The sequence below is a fragment of the Bacillus sp. z33 genome, from assembly GCF_058313615.1.
In genome coordinates this window covers 144,352-170,605 of record NZ_JBZFQN010000003.1, presented here as the reverse complement: position 1 = coordinate 170,605, position 26,254 = coordinate 144,352, and the positions used below count along the sequence as shown (strand labels likewise).

The following is a 26,254-nucleotide window of genomic DNA, read 5'->3' as shown; positions in this document are numbered from 1 at the left end:
CATTCTTAATCCTCCGCATTTTGAAGACGGCTTGCCTGATCTTCCATAATTAATGCATTAATGACTTCATCAAGTTTGCCTTCCATGATTTGATCAAGCTTTTGGATGGTTAATCCAATGCGGTGATCCGTTACACGGTTTTGCGGGAAATTATACGTACGAATACGTTCGGAGCGGTCCCCTGTACCTACGGCAGATTTACGGGCACTATCATACTCAGCCTGTGCTTCCTGCTGGAATTTATCATAAATGCGCGCGCGTAGTACTTTCATGGCTTTCTCTTTGTTTTTAATCTGTGATTTTTCATCCTGGCAGGATACAACTATTCCTGTTGGAACATGAGTAAGACGTACAGCAGACATGGTTGTGTTAACACTTTGTCCGCCTGGTCCGCTTGATGCAAACGTATCTACCCGGATATCTTTATCATGAATGTCAACTTCTACTTCTTCTGCCTCTGGCAAGCAGGCAACAGTAGCCGTTGATGTATGAATACGACCGCCTGATTCTGTTTCAGGTACACGCTGTACGCGATGGGCGCCGTTTTCAAATTTCATTTTGGAGTATGCGCCATTGCCATTAATCATAAAGATAATTTCTTTATAACCGCCGAGCCCCGTTGGATTTGAATCCATTACATCAATCTTCCATCCTTGCGCTTCAGCAAAACGGCTGTACATTCTATAGAGGCTTCCGGCAAATAAGGCTGCTTCATCCCCGCCAGCTGCTCCGCGGATTTCCATAATTACGTTTTTGTCATCATTAGGGTCTTTAGGAATCAGTAATACTCTAAGCTTCTCTTCCAGCTCTTTCATCTGTCCGGAAAGCTCATCCACTTCTTCCTTCACCATTTCACGCATGTCAGCATCCAGCTTATCTTCAAGCATCGCTTTAGCATCCTGAAATTGGGAACGCACATCTTTATATTCTCTATAAGCAAAGACAGTCTCCTGAATATCTGATTGTTCCTTGGAATATTCACGAAGCTTCTTTGTGTCATTTACAATTTCCGGGTCACTTAAAAGCTCATTTAATCTTTCATATCGGTCTTCTACTGCTTGTAAACGATCGATCAACTTCTTCACCTCATTAACAGGTTTTTAAAAACACAGGTGTCATCACCCAGCGTTTGATTTGTTTATTGTACCACAATATAGAGGAAACGAAAAAAAGAGGGTGACAGAGATCCAAATTTATCATTCCTCTTTGGAATATCCATATCCCTGACATACAAAAACACCTCCAAATTCAACTGATCTTCCGGAGGTGTTCATTTTCTTTAAAATTTGTTGGTTTTAAGGTTGTTCATACCACCGTCAATTGGTGTATGCACCGTTTCTTGTTTACCCGGTACTTCATGATGATGACGGCATCTTGGTTCATAGGATTCTGATGCTCCCACTAAGATAACAGGTTCATCATAGCCTGCAGGCTTCTTGTCAATCAGACGCTGTGTCCTGCTTGACGGGGATCCGCATACGGAACAAACTGCCTGTAGTTTTGTTACTTGTTCTGCCAAACACATTAACTCTGGCATCGGCCCGAATGGTTCTCCTCTAAAATCCTGATCCAAACCAGCCAAAATTACGCGATATCCACTATCCGCCAAATGCTGGGCAACTTGTACAATTTCTTCATCAAAGAACTGCACTTCATCAATGGCAATTAAATCTGTATCCAAATCTATATGATCAAAGATTTTAGATGAATGTGGAATGGTTTTGGCAACAACAGAAGATCCATTGTGGGAAACCACCGCTTCCTCACTGTAGCGATTATCAATAGCCGGTTTGAAGACAGCAATAGATTGCTTAGCAAAGACAGCTCTCCTTACCCTGCGAATCAGTTCTTCAGATTTTCCGGAAAACATGCTGCCACAAATTAATTCCATCCAGCCGGATTGTTTCATTTCGTACATGTGTTGGGGTCTCCCTTCCTGTCTTTACTCCACTCATTTGGGTTTACTAATAAGATTCCTGCATGTCTTGTACCAATAGCTAATTATACATCATAAATAGCGTAAGAAATATTTTATTAAATATATAGTAAGGATTATTGCTGATATAAAATATATAGCTGACCTCTAAAAAATGCAATACAGGCTGGCCTATTTTTACATTCCTGCCTGCGTCTGTTCTTAAAGTCACGCTAATAAAAAACAGGCAAGCGGCTTACCCGCTGCCTGTTTCTGAAAATCCGAATTATTGTTCTTGTTGTTGGGATTTGAAGCCGTACTTCTTGTTGAAACGCTCAACACGTCCATCAGCAGAAGCAAACTTTTGACGTCCAGTATAGAATGGGTGGCATTCATTGCAAACCTCTACGCGCACCTCTTCTTTAACGGAGCCAGTTTCAAATTCATTACCACAAGCACATTTAACAGTTGCTGTTTTGTAATTAGGGTGAATTCCTGTTTTCATCTTTTCCACTCCTTCCGCCCTGAGTCTTTCGAAACAGAGTTATCAAGCATGCTTTTTCGAATTGAAGCACACTTAAGATATTATATCAGACGTTCTATTTTAAATCAACTACTACTGCCAACTATTACAAGAGTCTTTTCGATCCGCCTGTTGACTTTTTCATCTCGTCATCAAGGTATTGGAAGAACTCCTGATTTGTTTTAGTTTGTTTCATTTTACGCAATAAACGCTCTGCAAAATCTGGCATATCTGACATTGTCTTACGTATAGCCCATAATTTTTCCAAATGATCTTTTGGAACGATGAGTTCTTCTTTTCTTGTTCCGGAACGGCGAATATCAATAGCCGGGAATATTCTGCGCTCTGCAAGAGAACGATCCAAATGAAGCTCCATATTACCTGTCCCTTTAAATTCCTCATAAATAACGTCATCCATACGTGAGCCTGTATCGATAAGAGCTGTTGCCAGAATCGTTAAGCTGCCGCCCTCTTCGATATTACGGGCAGCCCCAAAGAAACGCTTTGGACGGTGAAATGCCGCTGGATCAATCCCGCCTGACAACGTTCTTCCGCTTGGCGGAATTACAAGGTTATACGCACGTGCCAATCTGGTGATACTATCCATTAAAATAATAACATCCCGTTTATGTTCAACAAGGCGCATCGCACGTTCTAAAACAAGCTCTGCTACTTTGATATGGTTTTCAGGAACCTCATCAAATGTCGAGCTGACCACATCTCCCTGTACAGACCGTTCGATATCTGTTACTTCCTCAGGACGTTCGTCAATTAACAGGACGATTAATTCAGCCTCCGGATGATTCGTAGTAATGGCATTGGCAATCTCTTTAAGAAGCATCGTTTTACCAGCTTTTGGAGGAGCAACAATCAAGCCACGTTGTCCAAACCCAACCGGTGCTACGATATCCATTACACGCGTAGAGACATTTTGAGGAGTTGTTTCGAGTACAACCTGGCGATCCGGGTACAACGCCGTCAATGCAGGAAAATGCACTCTATCTTTAGCTGATTCAGGATTATCTCCATTTACCGCTTCTACATGCAATAATCCATAATATCGTTCATTCTCTTTTGGAGGACGCACTTTACCGGATACTTTATCACCGTTTCTTAAGTCAAATCGGCGAATTTGAGATGCCGAAATATATATATCCTCTGAACTTGGTGAGTAATTAATCGGTCTGAGGAACCCAAATCCTTCAGACGGAATGATTTCTAATACACCTTCCATGAACAGATACCCATCTCGTTCTGCTTGTGCCTTTAAAATGGCAAAAATAAGTTCTTTCTTTGTTAGCTTGCTATAATAAGATACTTTATATTTTTTAGCTTGCTCGTACAGTTCTTTCAGCTTTAAATTCTCTAAATCGGAAATTGTTAATTCCATTATGACACCACTCTTTAAGTTATTAATTTAATTGATTTTTAGTGATTTGTTAGTACTACATAGATAGGGTTATCAAGAAGAAAATATTTAGGAAGGTAAAAGGATGAGTTGCGGTTTATTTTTAAGTAAACCTTTAATCGCTAGATCAGCATTTCTATATTCTATTCTATTTTTTTCTCAAAAACAAATCCATTTTACTCGCTTTTGATTAAGAGTTCAACTTTAAACATTACATACATTTTTTCTAAACCATCATAACATTCTAAATATAGCACAATTTTATAACTTTTATAATAAAATCCTCCAGATTTTAATCTGGAGGAAATGCTATATTTATCCAGGTTGTGATTTTATAACCAAATTTGGTCTCTTTTAAAGAGGACCTTACCAGATTTCGCTCTCATAACAACTGAACGAATCTGTTCAAAAGTGCTTATGAAATGAAGATCCCTGCTCAGTTCCTCTTGATTTTTTACATTAAGAGTTCTTAAGCTGCTCTATCTCTATCGGTGATAATTTTTCTCTCCATATGGTAGCTCCCAGTCCTGAAAGCTTGTCCACTATATGACTGTATCCCCGATCGATATGTTCGAGTCCGGTTATCTCGGTTATTCCTTCTGCTATTAGACCGGCAGCAATTAAAGCAGCGCCTGCTCGTAAATCACTAGCCTTCACTTTTGCTCCATTCAGCTGAACGGGTCCATTGATAATCGCAGAACGGCCTTCTACCTTAATATCGGCATTCATCCTGCTTAATTCATCTATATGTTTAAATCGTGCTCCATAAATAGTATCCGTAACAACTGAAGATCCCCGAGCCTTGGTCAGGAGTGTTGTGATAGGCTGCTGCAAATCCGTTGGGAAACCAGGATACACCAGAGTTTTAATATCTACAGCTTTTAATTGTTCAGCTTTCGGTATATAAATTTGATCGTCCCGCTCTTCAATGGTCACTCCCATTTCTCTCAGCTTAGCGATCAAGGGTTCAAGATGCTGCGGAATAACATTATCAATTAATATGCCATCACCAATTGCTGCTGCAATAATCATATAGGTCCCTGCCTCTATACGGTCTGGTATGATGGTATGCCTGCAGCCATGAAGTTTTTCAACACCTTCGATGCGGATGACATCTGTCCCTGCACCTTTGATACTGGCCCCCATATTCGTTAATAAAGTTGCAACATCGATAATCTCCGGCTCTTTTGCGGCGTTTTCAATAATCGTTTTGCCCTTAGCTAAAACAGCTGCCAGCATAATATTAATGGTTGCCCCTACACTGACAACGTCCAGATAGATTCTGGCTCCGCGCAATTCGTCAGCACGCAAATAGATTGCTCCCTGCTCATTCGTTACTTGAGCTCCCAAAGCTTCAAATCCTTTGATATGCTGATCGATTGGCCTCGGACCCAAATAACATCCACCAGGCAAGCCGATAACCGCTTTCTTGAATTTACCGAGCATTGCTCCCATTAAATAATAGGAAGCGCGTAATTGCTTGACTCTTCCGTTTGGAAGAGGCATTGAAATCATATTTGATGGATCAACAGTCATTTCATTTGAATCAAGTGTTACCTGACCACCAATTTCTTCAAGTAATCCTTTGAGCATTTCTACGTCAGAGATATTAGGAAGCCCCTCAATTGTTACAGATGAGTCAGCAAGAATAGTTGCTGGAATTAAGGCAACTGCACTATTCTTTGCACCACTTATGCGAACTTCCCCTTTTAGCGGATACCCACCCGCTATTTTAAGTTTTTCCATAATAGCTCCCTTCTGCGCCCTTGATGCAGTTTTCTACGCCCGGCGAGAATAAGGTAAATATTACCACAAAGATCCCCTGATTTAAAGCGAGTCAATCAAATTATTTCACAAGGTTCGATTATTCATACACATTTTACCAAATTTTATAGCCCTGTTCTTGTTTCCCAATCTTTAAGGAATGCTTCAATACCTTTGTCTGTTAAAGGATGTTTACAAAGCTGAAGAATGACATTATATGGTACAGTGGCAATGTGCGCGCCGCGAAGTGCTGCCTGAGTCACGTGCTGCGGATGGCGGATACTTGCCGCTATAATTTCTGAATCGATATTATGAATCGCAAAGATTTCTGCAATCTCAGCAATTAAATCCAGACCATTTTGCCCAATATCATCCAATCTACCGATGAAAGGTGAAACATATGCAGCACCGGCTCTTGCAGCAAGCAATGCCTGATTAGCATTAAAGATTAGTGTTACATTTGTTTTGATTCCTTCTTGTTTCAAAGCATGAACTGCTTTTAGTCCTTCTGGAGTCATTGGTACTTTTACTGTAATGTTCGGAGCAATCTCAGCTAATTCTTTCCCCTCGCGAATCATACCTTCCGCATCGAGCGCAATAACCTCTGCACTTACAGAACCAGGTACCAACGCTGTAATTTCACGAAGGCGATCATGGAAAGAAACATCTTTTTCTTTTGCTACCAATGATGGATTTGTTGTTACACCTGCTAAAATACCAAGTGCATGCGCTTCCTTAATTTCGTTAATATTAGCAGTATCTATAAAAAATTTCATTTTAAATTCCTCCCAAACAAATTCTCATATCTTTCTATATTGTGTCACTGTTTTTCATTTTCGGCAAATAATATAAATGATAAAAAATTGTTTTTATTATAAAAAATGTAAAATAGTAAAAAAGGAGGATCCCATAATAAATGGGCTCCTCCCGTAAAGATAAGTTTTATGCTCTGTTAGTAGAACCAAATTCACGCATTTTACCAATAACTGTTTCTTTAATGGCTTCACGAGCTGGTCCAAGGTATTTACGTGGGTCGTAAACTTCTTTATCTGCAGCCAATACTTCGCGTACTGCTTTAGTAGAAGTAATTTGATTTTCAGTATTTACATTGATTTTAGCAGTTCCAAGAGAAATAGCTTTTTGGATATCGTGTGTAGGAATACCGGATCCACCATGAAGTACTAAAGGCATACCCGTTTCTTTTCCGATTTCTTCCATTTCCTTGAATCCTAGATTTGGCTCGCCTTTGTAAGGTCCATGAACAGAACCCAACGCAGGAGCAAGGCAATCAATATTTGTACGTTTCACAAGGTCTTTACACTCTTCAACGTCAGCATAGATAACGCCATCAGCGATTACGTCATCTTCCTGTCCGCCAACTGTTCCAAGTTCTGCTTCAACAGAAACTCCATTTGCATGAGCATAATCAACCACTTTAGATGTGATTTCAATATTCTCTTCATATGGATGATGAGAAGCATCAATCATAACGGAAGTGAATCCTGCATCAACAGCTTCTTTACATTTTTCAAAGCTAGAACCGTGGTCTAAGTGAATAGCAACCGGAACTGTTGTTTTGTATTCTTCCATTAAGGCTTTTGTCATAGCTACACACACTTTAAAACCGCCCATGTAACGAGCTGCCCCTTCAGAAACCCCTAAGATTACCGGAGATTTTTCTTCCTCAGCAGCTTGAAGAATCGCTTGCGTGTACTCTAAGTTGTTGATGTTAAATTGTCCAACTGCATATCCTTCTTCTTTTGCTTTGTTTAGCATTTCAGTCATTGATACTAAAGGCATTTTTCTTCCTCCTTGTTAATAATAAGATACGAGCCAAACGGCTTCCCTTATCATTTTCCCTAATGGATCGATATGTATTCCCCCTTTTAGCATATTGCTTTTTTAGAGGGAAGTCATCTCTAGCATATCAACTTGTCCTAAAACTATCAACAAGTGTGCAAAATGTACATTTAACTGTCAATATTAGTAACCGGCAAATGATTCTTTACCGCTTTCCTTATATCATCAATATCAAATGGTTTTGCAAAATGCGTTAAAGCTCCCAGGCTCATCGCTTCCTGAATCATATCTAATTCTCCATACGCAGTCATAATTAATACACGAATGTTCTGATCTTCTTCTTTCATTCTTCTTAAAATCTCAATTCCGTCCATACCGGGAATTTTCATATCCAGTAATACTAAATCAGGTGATTCATTTTTTTGGAGCGCCAATGCCTGCTCTCCATTTGCAGCCAGGTATGTTTGATACCCTTCCTGCTGCAAAACTTCATTCAGTAATATCCGGATGCCAAATTGATCATCAACAATTAAAATTTTTTCATTCATTTTACACAGCTCCTTCTTTCCGTTAGCCTGTATAAACATAGATACGTATAAATCTATAAGTTCTACTAATAGGTAAATAATCCTCTATTCATCTGAAAATGTCTTTCGACAATTTCTGTTTAAGCATTTATACTTTGACAAGAACTAATCATTTTACTACGGTACAACTAAGGATTAGGAGCATCTATTACTATTAAAATTAGGAGTGGACCTAAATGTTGAAAATATTTTTAACTCAATTAAGCGGCATTTATAAAAAAATCGAACAAGATGAACAAGAAAATATGGAAGACGCAGCGAGATTATTAGCTCAGGCTTTAGTCGGTTATGGCACAATTTATCTGCATGGTTTTAAAGAAATGAATGGAATCATCAATCAGGCAATTGATGGCCCTGAACCATTAAAAGGCATGAAACGATTATACAATGGTCAGTATATGGCTCAGGTCGAACAACGGGACCGCGCTATTATTTTTGCACGCTCTGCAAACGAACCGGAGGCAGTGGCCCTGGCTGAATCTTTGAATGGGCAGCGCATTCCTTTCGTTGCTGTATCCCAGGCACCAACTGCTGACGATATGGATAGCCCAAATCTTGCTAACCTGGCAGATATTCATATTGATATAAAGGCAAACAGAGGCCTTATTCCCAATGAAGATGGGACAAGAAGCGGGATTCCGACCCTTGCTGCTGCTCTCTTTGTTTATCAAGGAATCACTCTGTCAATCGATGAGATCATTAAGGAATATGAAGAAGAATAATTATCCTGTTTGGCCAGAAAATAACTTTACATTACGTAAGCGTATACCAGCAAGTATCTTGTCTGATTTTGTAGAACGAAAGTTTTTCTCTAAAAAGGATTTATCTTTACGGGTGTTTTAGGGTGAACATTCTTTTCTATTTGAAGCAAAATGTGATAAATGACCTTTTCAGTTTTCTACTGAAGAGGCTTTTTGTTTTTTTACACAGTCGCTCTGGAAAACGTAATTTTTGTTCTTATTTGGTGGATTTCGTTCGATTTCTTCATCTGCGGATGCTCATCTTCCCCCTCAATCCTACAAAAAAAATAAGGTGTACGGAAAGTCACTTTCAAGTGACTTTCTGTACACCTTTTACTTTATTCCTTATTTTTCGCCAAGTGACGCATGAATGAATTCACGGAACAACGGCTGCGGACGTTGTGGTCTTGATTTGAATTCAGGATGGAATTGAGAAGCAATAAACCATGGGTGATCCTTTAATTCAATAATTTCTACCAGACGTCCATCCGGGCTTGTTCCAGAGAAGATAAAGCCTTGTTTCTCCATATCATCACGGTAATGATTGTTGAACTCATAACGATGGCGGTGGCGCTCATATACCACTTCATCTTGGTAAGCTTCAAATGTTTTCGTTCCAGGAACAATTTTACATGGATATAGTCCAAGTCGAAGAGTCCCTCCAAGGTCCTCGATATCAATTTGTTCAGGAAGTAAGTCAATGATTGGGTTTGTCGTTTCTGGATTAAGTTCAGAAGAATGAGCGTCTTTTAATCCAAGGACGTTACGTGCAAATTCAACAGATGCAAGCTGCATACCCAAGCAGATTCCAAAGAATGGCTTTTTGTTTGTACGGGCATATTCCGTTGCCAGGATTTTTCCTTCAACACCGCGGTCTCCAAATCCTCCCGGCACTAAAATACCATCCACATCATCCAGCATTTCATTTACATTTTCTCTATTTACATGTTCTGCATTGATCCATTTAATTTTCACATCTGCATCAAATGCATAACCGGCATGTTTTAATGCTTCTACTACAGAAATATAGGCATCTTGAAGCTCTACATATTTTCCAACAAGACCGATTCTCACTTCTTTGGTCAGGTTCGTTACTTTATGTAGCAACTCTTTCCATTCTGTCATATCTGCATCATTTGTTTGTAATTTTAAATGGTTACAAACAATTTCATCCATTCCTTGTGCCTGAAGATCCAATGGAATGGAATATAATGTTTCCGCATCACGGCACTCAATGACAGAGTTTTTATCAATGTCACAGAACAGAGCAAGCTTGTCTTTCATGTCCTGAGAGATTGGTAATTCTGTACGCACGACGATAATATTTGGCTGAATACCTAAGCTGCGCAATTCTTTAACACTGTGCTGTGTAGGCTTCGTTTTCATTTCACCGGCAGCTTTCAGGTATGGAATCAGTGTACAGTGGATGTATAGGACATTATCGCTGCCAATATCACTCTTAATTTGACGAATCGCTTCAAGGAATGGCAATGATTCAATATCCCCTACAGTTCCGCCGATTTCGGTAATAACGACATCTGCATTTGTATCGTGTCCAGCTTTCATAATTCGCTCTTTGATTTCGTTCGTAATATGAGGAATAACTTGGACAGTTCCGCCTAAATAGTCTCCGCGGCGTTCTTTTTTCAATACATGGGAGTAGACTTTACCTGTTGTTACGTTGGAAAGCTTAGATAGATTGATATCAATAAAACGTTCATAGTGGCCTAAGTCTAAATCGGTTTCTGCACCATCATCCGTTACGAACACTTCACCATGCTGATAAGGACTCATGGTTCCTGGGTCCACGTTAATATATGGATCGAATTTTTGGATTGTCACTTTCAATCCTCTGTTTTTTAATAAACGTCCCAGTGAAGCAGCTGTGATCCCTTTACCCAGCGATGAGACAACGCCACCCGTAACAAAAATATATTTTGTCATGTATAAAAAACCTCCTAAAGATTGTATTGAATTTATTTAACAAGCACTAAATCTATTCATACAAATTATTTTTTGTTTTTTAAGCAGACCTATCCCTAATAAAATAAAAAAAGCTCCCTTGCAAGCAAGGGAGCTTAAATCGCTTAATCGTGTGTCCTTTATTTTAAAGGAGCCCAATGAATATTCTACAAAGATTGACACTTGAAGTCAAGGTTAAAAGATTAAAGTTTGTCGTCCTCATCATCTTCATCAATCTCTAATTCTTCTTCCTCTTCTTCATCATCATCAAGATCAAATTCATCCTCAACGAGAACTTCATCCTCGATTAGATCCTCATCATCGTCATCTTCGTCGTCATCTTCATCGATATCGTCGAAGCCAACAATCAACGGTTCATCCTCGTCCTCTTCTTCATCGAAGTCATCAAGATCGTCGAATTCAAGATCTTCATCCACATCATCAAAGTCATCGACAATCGCTTTTTTACCTTTTTTCTTCTTCTTCACTTTAGAAGCTGGAACTGTTTCTTCTTCTACTTGTTCAACAGGATACCATCCTTTTAATCCCCAGCGATTGTCTCCAATGCTGATAAAACGGCCATCAATATTCAAATCTGTATAGAATTGACCCATTTTTTCACTAACTTCTGCATCTGACAAACCAAGCAACTTTTGGATTTTATCCATCATCACCTTAAAATCTATTGCTTCTTTCTTTTCTATAAGTAACACGTTCGCAATTTCAATGTAAGCCATTTCACTTACTTCTTCCTTAGACAGGTTGGCTAGTTTCATTGTTCGCACTTCCTTTCTATCAAATCAACATGAATGCCCAATTATGCATATCCCATTATAACCAAACGATTCATCTATTTGCCACTTTATTTTATCCGTTCTATTCTTTTTCCTGTGGCGGCTTCAATAAAAAGCCATCACAAGGACCAGGAGGAGCACTGATAGGAATTTCATTCAACCCTTTTCCAGTATCCTTTTGTTTCTCCATTATAACCTGCTTTTATGTATCTTATAATAAAAAGCACCACTTTTTTTATCCTACCATACAACCACGCGGTTTTGTTCAATACCTATACACAAATATTGAACAAACTAAAAATCCCTGCTCCTTCTGTCTTTCCGGCAAGAAATGAAGTATAGACCGACAACCGACCTATACTCCCAAGCACTGTGTTTTTACATATTTCTGCGATATTGTCCTCCAACTTCATATAATGCATTTGTGATTTGGCCCAGGCTGGCTGTTCTAACCGTTTCCATTAGCTGCTCAAATATGTTCTCTCCATTAATAGCAGCCTCTTTTAATTGAGTTAAAGCCTTTTCTGCATCGATCTTATGCTGTTCCTTAAATTTCTCCAAATTCGTAATTTGCCAATCTTTTTCTTCTTTTGTTGCACGGGCCAGTTCCATATTATTTACGTCTTCCTCACTTGGAGGATTTGGATTCAAATATGTGTTTACCCCTATAATCGGAAGCTCACCCGAATGCTTTTTCATTTCATAAACAAGAGATTCATCCTGAATCTTTCCACGTTGATACTGCATTTCCATTGCACCAAGGACGCCGCCTCTATCATTAATTCGCTCAAACTCCTGTAAAACAGCTTCTTCGACTAAATCCGTTAATTCTTCTATAAGAAAGGATCCCTGCAGAGAATTTTCATTTTTCATCCAGCCGAATTCTTTCGTCACAATCATTTGTATGGCCATGGCCCGGCGGACGGATTCTTCCGTCGGTGTGGTAATAGCTTCATCATAGGCATTGGTATGCAAGGAGTTACAATTATCCTGTAAAGCGAGCAATGCTTGCAGGGTCGTACGGATATCATTAAAATCAATTTCTTGAGCATGCAGGGAACGTCCCGATGTCTGGATGTGATATTTCAGCTTTTGGCTTCGTTCATTTGCGCCATATTTATCTCTCATTACGATCGCCCATATTCGTCTTGCCACACGTCCAAGAACGGTATATTCAGGGTCGAGCCCATTTGAGAAAAAGAAAGAGAGATTAGGAGCAAACGAATCAATATCCATACCTCGGCTTAAATAATATTCTACATACGTAAAACCATTAGATAGGGTAAAAGCCAGCTGTGAAATAGGATTTGCGCCCGCTTCAGCAATATGATACCCCGATATGGAGACGGAATAATAATTTTTCACCTGTTTTTTTACAAAATACTCCTGGATGTCGCCCATCATTTTCAAAGCGAACTCCGTAGAAAAGATACATGTGTTTTGTCCCTGATCTTCCTTTAAGATATCGGCCTGAACCGTCCCTCTGACAACCTGCAGAGTCTCTTCCTTTATGGTTTCCATTTCATCAGGACTCAGACTTCTCCCAAGCTCCACTTGTCTTTTTTCGATTTGCTGATCAATGGCGGTATTCATAAACATGGCAAGAATGATGGGTGCAGGGCCATTGATTGTCATGGAAACGGAAGTACTTGGTGAACATAAATCAAACCCGTCATAGAGTTTTTTCATATCTTCAAGGGTACAAATACTGACACCGCTTTCTCCAACTTTCCCATAAATATCAGGGCGTATATGCGGGTCCTCTCCATACAGAGTGACTGAATCAAAAGCTGTGCTCAGTCGTTTAGCCGTATCATCCTTTGATAAATAATGAAAACGGCGATTTGTTCTCTCTGGTGAACCTTCTCCGGCAAATTGGCGCTTCGGATCTTCCTCTTGCCTTTTAAACGGAAAGACGCCAGCTGTAAATGGAAATTTACCCGGAACATTTTCCTTCTGTACCCAGTGAAGAATTTCTCCATAATCCTGAAATTTAGGTAAAGCTACTTTCGGTATGGTCAGACCACTTAATGTAGTAATCTTCAATTCTGTCTTTATTTCTTTATTTCGTACTTTCGTAATCAGTTCTTTTTGTGAGTACAAGTCCTTCTGATTGTTCCAGCCATCTATAATGGCTTGTGATTCGTTGGTCAGATTCTGCCTATATTCCTTTTGGAGCTCAAGCAGTGTCTCACTTCCATCTGCTGGATATCCCTTTTCATTCCATGCCTGTATGACGCCTTCTATTTGAAATAACCGCCTGGCAATCTGCTGTTGCTCACGTGAATCAGCATGATATTGCTTTACTGTTTCAGCAATTTCACGTAGGTAATATTGACGGTCAGGGGGGATAATGACATTTTGTTTTTCTGTGCGCATGGATGTATGAAATCGGCTTTTGTATTCCTTACCGGTTTTCTTCTCAATGACCTCAAGCAATGCGGCAAAAAGCGCATTTGTCCCCTTATCATTAAACTGACTCGCAATCGTTCCATACACCGGCATCTCAGCCAGATCTTTATCAAAAAGATTGCGGCTGCGCTGGTATTGTTTTTGGACCTGACGCAATGCATCCTCTGATCCTTTTCTTTCAAATTTATTGATAACGATTAAATCGGCAAAATCAATCATGTCTATCTTTTCAAGCTGTGAAGGTGCTCCAAATTCACTGGTCATGATATACATGGAAATATCGCATACTTCCGTTATTGCCGCATCTCCCTGGCCAATTCCGCTTGTCTCAATGATAACGGCATCGAACCCGGCTGCTTTTACGACAGCCACAGCATCTTTAATCGAATCAGACAGCTCTGATCGAGAGTTCCGTGTTGCCAAACTCCTCATATACACACGCGGATGAAAAATGGCATTCATTCTGATTCTGTCTCCAAGCAGCGCTCCGCCCGTTTTTTGCTTCGTTGGATCTATGGAAAGGATGGCGATGTTTTGCTCAGGGATTTCATTAATAAATCGACGTATTAATTCATCCGTCAGCGAACTTTTACCTGCTCCTCCAGTACCAGTTATCCCAATTACCGGAACCTTGTTACCATGGTTATCCTTTACCTTTAAGAGTTCATCTGATAATGCAGCGGCTTCCTGCCCAGCCAGTAATCCATTTTCCGCCATGGTAATCGCACGCGCTACCGATAATGGCGCCGATACAGAAAGCTTGGCTTCATTTAACTCTTCAAGTGGAGGCAATGAATAATCACACTCACGCATTAACAATTCCATCATGCCCTCGAGGCCCATTTCTCTTCCATCATCCGGTGAAAAAATCCTGGCAATTCCATAATCATGCAGTTCTTTAATCTCTCTCGGAATAATTACGCCGCCACCGCCGCCATAAATACGAATATGACCGGCTCCTCTTTCCTTCAGCAAGTCATACATATACTTAAAAAATTCCACATGGCCTCCCTGATAGGAAGAAACGGCAATCCCCTGAACATCCTCCTGAATGGCAGCATTGACGATCTCTTCAACTGAACGATTATGGCCAAGGTGGATAACTTCCGCCCCTTTTGCCTGAAGAATTCTTCTCATAATATTGATACTGACATCATGTCCGTCAAATAAACTGGAAGCCGTCACAAAACGTACCGGGTGTTTTGGTTTGTATCCTTTATTCATCTATTCATCATTCTCCTTTGCTTATCCATTTTCCCCAGTGGCTAATCCGCTTAAAAGAAGCTGTGTTTGCAACTTAATATATTGATCGATTGTATAGCTTTTTCTTAGTGTCCATCGTCTAAATGCCCACATTTGGCCATGGACGATAATATTATGGGCAAGCAAGTGGATTTGTTTCGGGCTTAAATCAATTTCCTTCTGCTGTACACATGTCTGAATAAGTTCCTCGAACATGTCAGCCATTTCATTTTCTTTATTTAAGACATAGGGCAAGGCTGCCCGACTCAACGATTTGGCTTCTTGATACATCACCAATACTTCATTCTGCATTTCGTCACAGATTCTAAAATAATAGGCGATTCCCAGCTGCAGCCCGGCAAATGTTCCCTCGCTTTCTTCAAGCGCTTTTTGAAGCCGATCCTTCACCTCGTCGTAAATATTGTCACAAACCAAATACAAAATATCATCCTTCGATCTGATGTATTCATAGAGCGTTCCAATACTGAATCCGGCTGCTTTTGCAATCTCCCTGGTCGTTGTCCGGTGGTAGCCTTTTTCTATGAATAAGGAGACCGCCCCCTTAATCATCTCATCCCGGCGTTTTTTCACAAGCCTCTCATCCTTTACCGAGGCATGAACCTCTATCCGCTTCACCCTTTCACCCACCTAGTCGCTTCGTATTTCTCCAAACAATCTGTTCTTCCCGGCAGGAAATGCCGGGAAGAACCCTATGAAAAATTAATTTTTGGTCAGCATTCTTGAGATAACCAGTCTTTGAATTTCCTGTGTTCCTTCATAAATTTGAGTGATTTTTGCATCACGCATAAATCGTTCCACCGGATAATCCTTGGTATATCCATATCCACCGAATACCTGTACAGCTTCAGTAGTAACCTTCATCGCTGTATCGCCGGCAAATAATTTAGACATAGCTGACTCTTTTCCATATGGAAGCCCCTCGGATTCAAGCCAGGCAGCCTGATAGGTTAATAATCTGGAAGCCTCAATACTTGTTGCCATATCTGCAAGCTTAAAGCCCACTCCCTGCTGGGCGGAAATCGGTTTGCCAAATTGGACCCGCTCCTTCGCATAATCGACTGCAGCATCCAGCGCTCCCTGAGCAATCCCGACAGCCTGGGCGGCAATTCCGTTACGGCCGCCATCCAGGGTCATCATAGCAATCTTAAAGCCTTCTCCTTCTTGCCCTAATAAATTTTCCTTCGGTACCTTACACTCTTCAAAAATTATTTCAGTTGTTGGAGACGAACGGATTCCAAGCTTCTTTTCTTTCTTTCCTACACTAAAACCCGGGAAGTCTTTCTCCACAATGAACGCACTTGTACCTTTATGTTTAGAAGACGGATCTGTCAAAGCAAAGACAACATATGTATCTGCCACGCCTCCATTGGTGATGAATATTTTAGAGCCGTTTAAAATATAATGGTCTCCTTCCAAACGCGCAGTTGTTTTCATTGCACCGGAATCTGATCCGGAGCCCGGCTCAGTTAACCCGTACGCTCCAATCTTTTCTCCCTGAGCCATAGGTCTCAAATATTTTTGTTTTTGTTCTTCATTGCCAAATTTATAAATTGGCCAGCCCGCCAACGACGTATGGGCAGACAGGGTAACGCCTGTTGAAGCACATACGCGTGAAAGCTCTTCAATGGCAATACAGTAGGCTACATAATCGCTGCCAATCCCGCCGTACTCCTCTGGCCAAGGAATCCCCGTAAGTCCGAGTTCCGCCATTTTATCAAAAATTTCTCTGTCAAAACGCTCTTCCTCATCTCGTTCTGCTGCAGTTGGCGCCACTTCATTCCGTGCAAAATCTCGGACCATTTTGCGAATCATTTCATGTTCTTCTGATAATTTAAAGTTCATTCTTAGCTCTCCCCTATTCTATTTACCTATTAATTGTTTACTGATTACGATTCGTTGGATTTCACTTGTACCTTCATATATTTCCGTAACTTTCGCGTCCCTGAAATAACGTTCCACTGGGTAATCCTCGGTATAGCCGTACCCTCCAAACACTTGTATGGCTTCCGTAGCTACCTCAACTGCTGTCCGTGAGGCAAACAGTTTTGCCATGGAGACTTCTTTCGTACATGGTTGACCTGCATTTTTTAAAGTGGCTGCCTGGTAGACAAGTAATTTGGATGCCTCAATCTTGGTCCCCATATCGGCAAGCTTAAAACCAATGCCTTGTTGATCAGAAATCGGCCTCCCAAATTGGGTACGCCCCTTCGCATATTGGACTGCATGCTGAAAGGCCCCTTCCGCGATTCCGAGTGCCTGGGCAGCAATTCCAATTCTCCCCGTATTTAGATTATTCAGGGCGATGGTTAAACCCTGCCCTTCAGAACCAAGCAGATTTTCTGCCGGCACTCTCATATCCTCAAAGGTGATTTGTACCGTTCTTGAACCGTGCAGACCCATTTTCTTTTCATCCTTGCCGATGATCAGACCAGGTGTTTCTTTGTCTACAATAAAAGCGCTGATTCCCTTACTTTCTTTGGAAGGATCCGTGGAGGCAAAAACAATATAGACATCTGCCTCTCCCCCATTAGTAATGAAAACTTTTGTACCATTGATGATATAGTCTCCATTCTTTTTAACTGCTCTTGATTTCAATGAACCTGCATCTGATCCTGCGCTCGGTTCTGTTAAACAGAAGGCTCCCAGATATTCCCCACTTGCAAGCTTAGGTATGTAGGCCTTTTTTTGTTCTTCATTGCCAAAATTCAAAATCGGGTAGGTTCCTACAGATGTATGAACGGATAAAATCACACCGACTGTTGGACTTATTTTCGAAATTTCATGAATCGCTGTAATATAGGAGATAAAATCCATCCCAGCCCCACCGTATTCCTCGGGAATAGGGATGCCCATCAATCCGAGCTCCGCCATTTTGGATACAATCTCCCTCGGAAATATCCCTGCTTCCATCTTTGGCACAAATGGTTCGATTTCCTTGTTGGCGAATTCACGAACCATTTTTCTCATCATTTGCTGTTCATCCGTAAATCTATATTCCATGCAGACAGCCCCCTTTTGGACTAACTTAGTTGTATTGATAAAAGCCTCTTCCGGATTTCTTACCGAGCCATCCAGCACCCACATACTTACGCAACAGCGGACATGGCCGGTATTTGTCATCTCCAAGACCTTCATGCAAGGTCTCCATAATGTACAAACAAGTATCAAGGCCGATAAAATCTGCGAGCTGCAGAGGACCCATTGGATGATTCATCCCGAGCTTCATGACTTCATCAATTGCTTCTTTGGTAGCAACTCCTTCATATAACGTGAAAATAGCTTCGTTAATCATCGGCATAAGTACACGGTTAGACACAAATCCAGGGAAGTCATTTACTTCCACCGGGATTTTCCCGAGCACACTAGCGGTCTTCTCAATCATTCCGTACACTTCATCTGAAGTTGCGAGCCCACGAATGATCTCGACAAGCTTCATAACTGGTACAGGATTCATAAAATGCATCCCGATTACCCGTTCCGGGCGCTCAGTAACCGCTGCAATTTCTGTAATCGGTAAGGAAGAGGTATTCGTAGCAAGTATGGCATGTGCCGGTGCCACTTCATCAAGCTGCTTGAAAAGTTGCTTCTTGAGATCCATTTTCTCAGTCGCCGCTTCAATCACCAGGTCCACATGACCTGCGTTATTTAAATCAGTAGAGGGGGTGAATTTCCTCAGGATCTCAAGCCTCTTCTCTTCATCCAATCGTCCTTTTTCCACTTGCCTTACTAGATTGTTTTCAATCGTATCCATACCTTTTTTTACGTACTCTTCATTTATGTCATGGAGAAACACATCAAATCCAGCTACCGCACATACCTGGGCAATTCCAGAGCCCATTTGCCCGGCACCGATGACCATTATTTTTTTAATTTCCATCCCTGAACCCCCCGTTCTTACTCTGTTACTTTTGGCACTTCAATCATGATTGCATCGCCCTGCCCACCGCCGCTGCAAATTGATGCAATTCCGATACCGCCGCCACGTCTTTTCAGTTCATACATGAGAGTAAGAATGATTCGTGCTCCACTTGCCCCAATCGGATGGCCAAGCGCGACTGCTCCGCCATTTACATTTACTTTTTCCGTATCCAGATTAGCAAGTTTTCCACTCGCCAATACCACCGCTGCAAATGCTTCATTCACTTCAAATAAATCAATCTCATTGAGCGATTTTCCTGTCTTCTCAAGAAGCTCATTAATGACTAATCCAGGGGTTTTAGGAAAATCCTTTGCCTCAACTGCAATCTCGGCATGACCGATAATCGTTGCACCTATGCGGTAGCCTTCCTGGTGCGCTTTATCCTCACTCATTAAAACGAGCGCCCCTGCCCCGTCATTAATTCCTGGTGCATTGCCAGCCGTTATCGTTCCATCCCGATCAAACGCCGGTTTCAATGAACTCAACTTTTCTAATGTCGTATCCTTTCGCGGAGCTTCATCGATCTTCACCTTAATAGGGGCACCTTTACGCTGTTTGACCGTTACTGGAACAATCTCTTCCTGCAGACGTCCGGATTCGATGGCCTGGATCGCCTTTTGATGGCTATGATAAGCCCATTTATCCTGGTCAATCCTCGATAATTCCAGATCAGCCGCTGTGCTGTTGCCGTAGGAGCCCATATGCGCTCCGGTAAAGCTGCATGTCAAACCATCATGGACCATCATATCGACCAATGCCGTATCTCCCATACGAGCTCCCCATCTTGCTTTCGGAAGAATATATGGAGCATTACTCATTGATTCCATTCCACCGGCCACAATAATCTCTTCTTCACCAAGCCGAATAATCTGGTCTGCGAGTGTCACACTTCGCATACCGGAAGCACAGACTTTATTAATTGTTTCCGTCTTGACCGACCATGGAAGCTCGGCTTTCCTTGATGCCTGGCGTGAAACAATTTGGCCCTGACCTCCCTGCAAGACGCAGCCCATAATCACTTCATCTACATCTTCCCCTTTAACTCCTGCACGTTCTAAAGCTTCTTTTATAGCGATACCGCCTAAATCTGAAGCTGTTAAACTACTTAATGCTCCCCCAAACTTTCCAAAAGGCGTTCTTGCACCATCAATAATTACGGTTTTCCCCATCGTTATCCCTCCGCTTATGAATTTTATCCTTTGGTTAATTGACTGAACGCTCGCTCGTCGATGACTGAAATTATGTAAGCGCTTTAATTTGGTATAAATGTATTTTACTGTAAATAAGAAAGAAACGGAAATGTTTACACAATATTTCGAAAACAAATAGTTGCGTACATTTCCGTTTCTGCCTCATCTATTACTATATGAACCCCTACATATATCGGTGAAAATTAAGATACAAACTCCCTTTGTTCCCCAAACACCGCTTTTTCAAGCAGTTCTGCCACATCATATGTTTTAACTTCTTCTTCCACTTCCTTCGCCTTTGTACCGTCACTTAGCATTGTTAAGCAATATGGACAACCGGAACTGATAACCGTTGGGTTTACTTCTAAGGCCTGCTCTGTACGGGCAACATTGATACGGTGACCTGTTTCCTCTTCCATCCACATTAATCCTCCGCCCGCTCCGCAGCACATTCCATTTTCACGATTTCGTTCAATTTCTACAAACGATGCTCCTGGAATTGCTTTTAAAATATCCCGCGGTGCATCATACACATCGTTGTATCTTCCCAAGTAACAGGAATCATGGAAAGTAATTTTCTCATTTACTTCATGAACCGGTTTTAATCTGCCATCCTTCACCAAATCGGCGAGCACTTGCGTATGGTGATAAATCTCTGCCTGTAAACCGAAGTCCGGATATTCATTCTTAAAGATATTGAAAGCATGCGGATCGATTGTCACAATCTTTTTGACCTCGTTTTTCTCGAATTCTTCAATATTCTTTGTGGCCAGCTCCTGGAACAGGAATTCGTTGCCAAGGCGGCGCGGTGTATCTCCGGAATTTTTCTCCTTATTGCCTAGAATGGCAAACTTTATGCCCGCTTCATTTAGTAGCTTGGCAAAGGATAAGGCGATTTTTTGTGAACGATTATCATAAGATCCCATGGAGCCCACCCAGAATAGGTATTCAAACTCCTCACCGGATTTCTTCATTTCTTTCACGGTCGGTACGACTACATCCTCACGTGCTTCCCGCCAATCCTCACGCTCTTTACGGTTTAATCCCCAAGGATTTCCCTGACGTTCAATATTTTGCATCGCACGCTGAGCATCAGCAGGTACTTTCCCTTCAGTCAATACAAGATATCTGCGCATATCGATAATTGCCCCGACATGTTCATTCATAACCGGACATTGATCCTCACAGTTACGGCATGTTGTACATGCCCAAAGCTCTTCCTCTGTAATAACTTCTCCCACCAAGGCTGGATTGTACATTTCTGTCGTTGCTGCTGTTTCCGCAACACCCGCACCCTGAGCGGCCAACGCAATTTGATTGCCTTTTGTATTGCCGAATACGAAGGATGGAACCCACGGTTCTTTCCTTGTGACTGCAGCGCCTGTAAAGGTTAAATGGTCACGCATTTTAATCAAAACATCCATTGGTGACAGCATTTTTCCTGTACCTGTTGCCGGACACATATTGGTACAGCGGCCGCATTCCACACACGCGTATAAATCAACGAGCTGCAGATCCGTAAAGTCCTGAATCTTTCCTACTCCGTAAGTCTCTTGTGTTTCATCCTCAAAATCTATTTTCTTTAATTTTGGAGGAGTCAGTCTGTGTAAGTAAACATTGGCCGGCCCGGCAATTAAATGCGCATGTTTGGATTGCGGGATATACACTAAGAACGTCAAAATGAAAAGTAAGTGTATCCACCAGGCTACATAAAATACAGTTATGGCAGCTGTTTTATTCATCCAGCCAAGCGCCATCGCAATCGTTGAAGCAATTGGCTCAGACCAATGAAGCTCCCCGCCGTGCCAAACGATTGCTGCTCCATTTGCCACGAGTGTAGCCAGCATCAATCCTCCGATAAAGATCAGAACAAGCCCGGATTTAAATCCCCTTTTAAGCCGGACAAGCTTCTCGATATAACGGCGGTAGAATGCCCAAACAACAGCCACCAGCACTAGGAGAACAACTATCTCCTGGAAAAAAGTAAAAATCGGATATATAGGTCCCAATGGTAAATGGGATCCCGGTTTAATTCCCTTCCAGATTAAATCGATGGCTCCAAATTGGACAAGGATAAAACCATAAAAGAAGAGCACATGCATCGTTCCGCTTTTCTTATCTTTAAGTAGTTTTTTCTGCCCAAATACAAACACCCAAATCTTTTCCAACCGCTTTTTTACGTCATTATCAAACTCTGTTTTCTTCCCGAGTTTAATATAGGCTATTCTTGTTCTGATCAGATACGCGAACAGCCAACCTGCGTAAGCGGTTACAAGTGCAGCCGCAATTAAGTTGATCCATAGAAGACCATTCATCTCCATCCTCTTTCGCCCCTTTTGCTACCAAAAGCATTATTTAAAAGATATATCCAACATGAACTCGTAATACTTAATCCAGTATAGTATAGCTACATTTTATATAATGAATGAGCATTCAGTCAATCGTTAATTTACATATTTTAGATTAATTATTAAAACATGGTAAATATAATCTATATTTAACGAGAAAACAATCTGAGATTTATTTTGACATTTAGAGTCATACTAAGTTGAGTATATTCTTATTTGAGTTATTGAACTTTGGGGATACTTCCATAGACGCGTACAGATTTCGAAAATGAATATAGCGTCTTATGCCTGTCCCCTCACCTTATAGCTCTAAACACGGCGGTTACGTAAATACCCGGAAAGGAATGGCAATTATTTATGGATATTCGTTTTGGATACGTCTCTACTGCTCTAAATCTTTGGAAATCTACTCCTTCAAAAACGATAACCTATACGCGTTGGAGCGGATTGTCCTCAGATGAGCAACTTGATCGATTAATCATGATTACCAAACAGAACATTGAAACAACCAAACGAATCCTCCATTATAATATTGCTCATGAAATACCGATCTATCGTTTCTCCAGCTCAATTGTCCCCCTCGCAACTCATCCGGAAGTGAGATGGGACTATATAACGCCGTTTAATAGCGATTGGGCAGAGATTGGTGAACTGGTGCGGAAATACAACTTGCGCGTCAGTTTCCATCCAAATGCCTTTACACTTTTCACCTCTCCCAATCATGATGTGACGGATAAGGCAGTTGAAGACATGGTATATCATTATAAAATGCTGGAGGCTATGGGAATGCTGGAGCAAGCGCTTATAAATATTCATGTTGGCGGATCTTACGGAGATAAACAATCAGCCATTCGGAGGTTTTATGTCAATAGCCGAAAAATTCCGGAAGCCATAAAACAGCGGATGACGCTTGAGAATGATGATAAGACCTATACAACAGAAGAGACTCTTCAAGTTTGTGAACATGAGAATATCCCGCTCTTATTTGACTATCACCATCATATTGCAAACCCTTCCATTATCTCGCTGGAGGAGTTGCTGCCACGTATTCTGCAGACTTGGGAAACAAGGGCCTGGAAGCCTAAGATCCACATCTCCTCTCCCAGATCGGAAAAGGAAATCCGAGCACATGCGACTAATGTGGATGTCGATTTTATCCTACCATTCATCCACCTGCTGAAATCCACGGGAATTTCTGAAATTGATTTCATTATCGAGGCAAAAAATAAAGATATCGCCATGATGAAACTGATAGAAGATTTGGCTTCCTTACGCGGGATTAATCGGATAAATGGCGGCAGTATTAGGATTAAATGAATACTTGGACTTGTCCTATTCCCAATTTTGCTGACATCACATAAAAAGCCCACACCACTTTTAGGTGCGGGCTAATTTTATTTCTTTTCGTGAATTACATTTTTTCCGGAGCAGATACACCAATTAGTTTTAATGCATTTGCCAATGTAATTTTTGCTGCCTGTACAAGAGCAAGTCTTGCTTTACTTCTTTCTGGTTGATCTTGATCCAATACTTTATCAGCATTGTAGAAGCTGTGGAATGTGGATGCCAAATCAAAGATATAATTCGTAATTCGGTGCGGCATACGTTTCTGGGCTGCTTCTGCAACTGCTTGTGGGAATTCACCAAGCTTTTTAAGAAGGTCAATTTCTTTTTCAGAACCTAATTTGCTGTAATCAACTTCTCCTTCTAATGTAATTCCAACTTCAGCTCCCTGACGGAGGATGCTGCAAATACGGGCATGCGCATATTGAGCATAGTATACTGGGTTGTCATTAGATTCGGATACAGCCAGGTCAAGGTCAAAGTCCATATGCGTGTCCGCACTTCTCATTGCAAAGAAATAACGAACCGAATCCAGTCCAACTTCTTCCATCAAATCTCTCATTGTGACGGCTTTTCCAGTACGCTTGGACATTTTCATCTTTTCCCCGTTTTTAAACAGGTGAACAAGCTGAATGATTTCTACTTCCAATGTATCTTTGCCGTAACCCATTGCCTGGATTGCTGCCTGCATACGAGGAATGTAGCCGTGATGATCTGCTCCCCAAATATTGATTAATTTATCAAACCCGCGCTCCAGCTTATTTTTGTGGTACGCGATGTCTGGAAGAAGGTAGGTGTATGAACCATCATTCTTGATTAATACACGGTCTTTATCATCACCGAACTCAGTGGATTTAAACCAAGTGGCGCCATCTTTTTCATAAATATGGCCTTTCTCCCTTAACGACTCCAATGCTGGCATAATTTTGCCATCCTCATATAGAGAAGTTTCGGAGAACCATACATCAAATGGTACACGGAAGCTTTCAAGGTCTTTTTTCAATTTCTCCATTTCATACTTTAATCCGTATGCACGGAAGAAATTAAACCGTTCTTCTTCATCTGCCTGTACATATTTATCGCCAAATTCTTCAGCCAGGCGTTTACCGATATTGATAATGTCCTCGCCATGATAGCCATCTTCAGGCATTTCTTTGTCCATTCCAAGCGCCTGCATATAACGAGCTTCCACAGAATAAGCCAAATTGTTAATTTGGTTACCTGCATCATTGATATAGTACTCACGGGATACATCCCAACCTGCTTTATCAAGAATATTGGATAAAGAATCCCCCACTGCCGCACCACGTGCATGGCCCAAGTGAAGATCGCCTGTCGGATTCGCAGAAACAAACTCAACCTGGATTTTTTCTCCGCCGCCTACATTGGATTCTCCATAAGCTTCGCCTGATTCTAAGATGGTTGGAATCAGCTTTGTTAAGTATCCATTATTTAAATAGAAATTGATAAAACCTGGTCCGGCAATTTCTATTTTCTCAATAGATGCTTTTGTGGTATCAAAATGATTAATGATGTCTTCTGCTATTGTCCGAGGCGCCTTTTTAGCAATACGTGCAAGCTGCATAGCCATATTGGTAGAATAATCTCCATGTGTTTTATCCTTTGGCAATTCAAGAATGACACTTGGAATCGCTGCTTCATCTGCTAAACCAGCCTTGATCACAGCTTGCTTAATCTCTTCTTTAATCTGATCCTGAATCTCTGTTACGATGTTCATTTTGTCTTTTCCTCCTTGACCGTCAATGTAAGTGAGTAGTTGCCCACATTCTCTTGTTGTAAATATAGGTTGTAGGAAACATGAAATGTCTCCTCTTTTGTTTCTGGATGGACGGTATGCTCCAGCTTATTTGTACGTGTCGTTAAATCCAGTGTACCATGAATGCTATCATAAGAGCCTCTAGTTTCTGTGCCAATTTTGTAAAGTTGCCGCATTCTAACCGCACCACTTCTAATAATTAACATTTCATCTCCGCTATATTTAACGGTTGTATTTATTTCTCCGTTATTTTCAACATGCTCAACATAGCGGATATATGTCGCATTTGGCATATGATGCAAAGTACCAAATGTAATTAGTTCAATATTCTCTTCATCGTCCACATATTGAATATGTGTCTTCAATCGAACCATGACCTCTATGGGTGCGTTACTTTTTTCCTCGGTCATCTAATAAATTCCCCCTGGAATTGATTATTTTTACTCAATCATACAAGTATAAGGTAAAGAAAAACTCTATGGCAACTTGTCAGAAACTTTTTTTCTAA

At 41.1% G+C, this 26,254-nt stretch carries 21 protein-coding genes; 2 read left to right on the top strand and 19 right to left on the bottom strand.

Annotated features, from left to right (window positions below; all coding sequences use genetic code 11):
- Window positions 1–5: 5 nt before the first annotated feature.
- The 8 genes from prfA to AC4G3L_RS12610 form a co-directional block, all read right to left on the bottom strand.
- A complete protein-coding gene (prfA, locus tag AC4G3L_RS12645; protein WP_491077342.1) occupies window positions 6–1,076 on the bottom strand; it encodes a peptide chain release factor 1 in 1,071 nt (356 codons plus the stop codon).
- A 203-nt stretch (window positions 1,077–1,279) separates the two neighbouring features.
- Complete coding sequence (locus tag AC4G3L_RS12640) at window positions 1,280–1,918, bottom strand: thymidine kinase (RefSeq protein WP_491077341.1); 639 nt, start codon at window positions 1,916–1,918, stop codon at window positions 1,280–1,282.
- 283 nt (window positions 1,919–2,201) lie between these two features.
- Complete coding sequence (rpmE, locus tag AC4G3L_RS12635; RefSeq protein ID WP_491077340.1) at window positions 2,202–2,420, bottom strand: 50S ribosomal protein L31; 219 nt, start codon at window positions 2,418–2,420, stop codon at window positions 2,202–2,204.
- A 124-nt stretch (window positions 2,421–2,544) separates the two neighbouring features.
- Window positions 2,545–3,828: a transcription termination factor Rho gene (rho, locus tag AC4G3L_RS12630; RefSeq protein WP_491077339.1), complete on the bottom strand. Its 1,284-nt coding sequence runs from the start codon at window positions 3,826–3,828 to the stop codon at window positions 2,545–2,547.
- Window positions 3,829–4,305: 477 nt separating this feature from the next.
- Window positions 4,306–5,592 (bottom strand): UDP-N-acetylglucosamine 1-carboxyvinyltransferase, encoded by a 1,287-nt coding sequence (gene murA / locus AC4G3L_RS12625; protein ID WP_491077338.1) that lies wholly within the window; start codon window positions 5,590–5,592, stop codon window positions 4,306–4,308.
- 143 nt (window positions 5,593–5,735) lie between these two features.
- Window positions 5,736–6,386 (bottom strand): fructose-6-phosphate aldolase, encoded by a 651-nt coding sequence (gene fsa / locus AC4G3L_RS12620; protein WP_491077337.1) that lies wholly within the window; start codon window positions 6,384–6,386, stop codon window positions 5,736–5,738.
- 166 nt (window positions 6,387–6,552) lie between these two features.
- Window positions 6,553–7,410 carry a class II fructose-bisphosphate aldolase gene (locus AC4G3L_RS12615; protein ID WP_491077336.1) on the bottom strand — a complete coding sequence of 286 codons (858 nt, stop codon included), beginning with the start codon at window positions 7,408–7,410 and terminating at the stop codon, window positions 6,553–6,555.
- A gap of 170 nt (window positions 7,411–7,580) precedes the next feature.
- A complete protein-coding gene (locus AC4G3L_RS12610; protein ID WP_491077335.1) occupies window positions 7,581–7,958 on the bottom strand; it encodes a response regulator in 378 nt (125 codons plus the stop codon).
- A gap of 215 nt (window positions 7,959–8,173) precedes the next feature.
- Between AC4G3L_RS12610 and AC4G3L_RS12605 the strand changes: the two genes are divergently transcribed.
- The gene (locus tag AC4G3L_RS12605) at window positions 8,174–8,719 is read left to right on the top strand and encodes a DUF2529 family protein (RefSeq protein ID WP_491077334.1); all 546 of its coding nucleotides are present in this window, start codon (window positions 8,174–8,176) and stop codon (window positions 8,717–8,719) included.
- Between the two features lie 363 nt (window positions 8,720–9,082).
- Here the strand turns inward: AC4G3L_RS12605 and pyrG are convergent, their stop codons facing one another.
- The 9 genes from pyrG to AC4G3L_RS12560 form a co-directional block, all read right to left on the bottom strand.
- A complete protein-coding gene (gene pyrG / locus AC4G3L_RS12600; RefSeq protein WP_491077333.1) occupies window positions 9,083–10,681 on the bottom strand; it encodes a CTP synthase in 1,599 nt (532 codons plus the stop codon).
- A gap of 221 nt (window positions 10,682–10,902) precedes the next feature.
- Window positions 10,903–11,475: a DNA-directed RNA polymerase subunit delta gene (rpoE, locus tag AC4G3L_RS12595; RefSeq protein WP_491077332.1), complete on the bottom strand. Its 573-nt coding sequence runs from the start codon at window positions 11,473–11,475 to the stop codon at window positions 10,903–10,905.
- A gap of 396 nt (window positions 11,476–11,871) precedes the next feature.
- Window positions 11,872–15,129, bottom strand: a complete 3,258-nt coding sequence (gene icmF / locus AC4G3L_RS12590) for a fused isobutyryl-CoA mutase/GTPase IcmF (protein ID WP_491077331.1) — start codon at window positions 15,127–15,129, stop codon at window positions 11,872–11,874.
- 21 nt (window positions 15,130–15,150) lie between these two features.
- Window positions 15,151–15,783 carry a TetR/AcrR family transcriptional regulator gene (locus AC4G3L_RS12585; RefSeq protein ID WP_491077330.1) on the bottom strand — a complete coding sequence of 211 codons (633 nt, stop codon included), beginning with the start codon at window positions 15,781–15,783 and terminating at the stop codon, window positions 15,151–15,153.
- An 84-nt stretch (window positions 15,784–15,867) separates the two neighbouring features.
- Window positions 15,868–17,010: an acyl-CoA dehydrogenase gene (locus AC4G3L_RS12580; protein ID WP_491077329.1), complete on the bottom strand. Its 1,143-nt coding sequence runs from the start codon at window positions 17,008–17,010 to the stop codon at window positions 15,868–15,870.
- Between the two features lie 18 nt (window positions 17,011–17,028).
- Complete coding sequence (locus AC4G3L_RS12575) at window positions 17,029–18,168, bottom strand: acyl-CoA dehydrogenase (protein ID WP_491077328.1); 1,140 nt, start codon at window positions 18,166–18,168, stop codon at window positions 17,029–17,031.
- Window positions 18,169–18,193: 25 nt separating this feature from the next.
- On the bottom strand, window positions 18,194–19,045 hold the full coding sequence (locus AC4G3L_RS12570) for a 3-hydroxybutyryl-CoA dehydrogenase (protein WP_491077327.1): 852 nt from the start codon (window positions 19,043–19,045) through the stop codon (window positions 18,194–18,196).
- Window positions 19,046–19,062: 17 nt separating this feature from the next.
- A complete protein-coding gene (locus AC4G3L_RS12565; RefSeq protein WP_491077326.1) occupies window positions 19,063–20,256 on the bottom strand; it encodes an acetyl-CoA C-acetyltransferase in 1,194 nt (397 codons plus the stop codon).
- Between the two features lie 224 nt (window positions 20,257–20,480).
- A complete protein-coding gene (locus tag AC4G3L_RS12560) occupies window positions 20,481–22,592 on the bottom strand; it encodes a (Fe-S)-binding protein (protein WP_491077722.1) in 2,112 nt (703 codons plus the stop codon).
- A 390-nt stretch (window positions 22,593–22,982) separates the two neighbouring features.
- Here AC4G3L_RS12560 and uvsE point away from each other — a divergent pair, with 390 nt between their 5' ends.
- Entirely contained in the window at window positions 22,983–23,942 is a 960-nt protein-coding gene (gene uvsE, locus AC4G3L_RS12555) for a UV DNA damage repair endonuclease UvsE (RefSeq protein WP_491077325.1), read from the top strand.
- 94 nt (window positions 23,943–24,036) lie between these two features.
- Here uvsE and argS read toward each other — a convergent pair whose 3' ends face one another.
- Together argS and AC4G3L_RS12545 are read right to left on the bottom strand one after the other, a co-directional pair.
- Window positions 24,037–25,707: an arginine--tRNA ligase gene (argS, locus tag AC4G3L_RS12550; protein WP_491077324.1), complete on the bottom strand. Its 1,671-nt coding sequence runs from the start codon at window positions 25,705–25,707 to the stop codon at window positions 24,037–24,039.
- Complete coding sequence (locus AC4G3L_RS12545) at window positions 25,704–26,156, bottom strand: YwiB family protein (RefSeq protein WP_491077323.1); 453 nt, start codon at window positions 26,154–26,156, stop codon at window positions 25,704–25,706. Before AC4G3L_RS12545 ends, argS begins: the two co-directional genes overlap by 4 nt.
- Window positions 26,157–26,254: the final 98 nt, after the last annotated feature.